We start from the raw sequence: 538 nt of genomic DNA on the forward strand, positions 1-538 counted from the left end.
GTGTTTATGGCACAATGTTTAGGGTTGGGTGGAGGCGTTGTTCACCCCTTATGGTCGGTATGCTTAATCAAGTAAAATCAGTGGTTTATGGTTTTTCTCTGTTCCCTCAGCTTTTCAGTTTTGTGTTTGTCGGCAAGTTGGCTTTTTTGAGCGCTGTTTTTCGGACACTTATTCTTTGGCGCTAGAAAATCAGAGAGTTGCCTCATTCAATTTTCGGGCAAGCGCGAGGTTAGGGCGGTTGGCTCAATCAGAGATTTGATCTTAGGTTTTTTCGTTTTAGCTGCCAAATTTCAAAGTCTGATTTTCAAAATCATGAGTCATTTCAGTTTTTTGGTTTTTGGCTTTTGTTTGTGAATCAAAGTCGAGTTAATCTTGTTTTTAGTAAAACGTAAGCCATTGAAGCTTAAGCATAACAAGGCGTTTAAGCGGGATTCATGCCGCGTGGCATTTTTGGTTTGCAGTGAGTTTTGGTGGTGAAAGTGGTCTGCAGAARCTTGGTTTATGCGGCATTCACCCCTTAACGCAGCGTTAGTACTGG

General features: G+C 41.7%; 1 protein-coding gene. It reads left to right on the plus strand.

Going from position 1 to position 538, the window contains the following annotated elements; translation table 11 throughout:
- Window positions 1-409: 409 nt before the first annotated feature.
- Window positions 410-532 carry a DUF3265 domain-containing protein gene (locus tag CIK04_RS32165; RefSeq protein ID WP_080584369.1) on the plus strand — a complete coding sequence of 41 codons (123 nt, stop codon included), beginning with the start codon at window positions 410-412 and terminating at the stop codon, window positions 530-532.
- Window positions 533-538: the final 6 nt, after the last annotated feature.

It is taken from the genome of Vibrio sp. 03_296, from assembly GCF_002265885.1.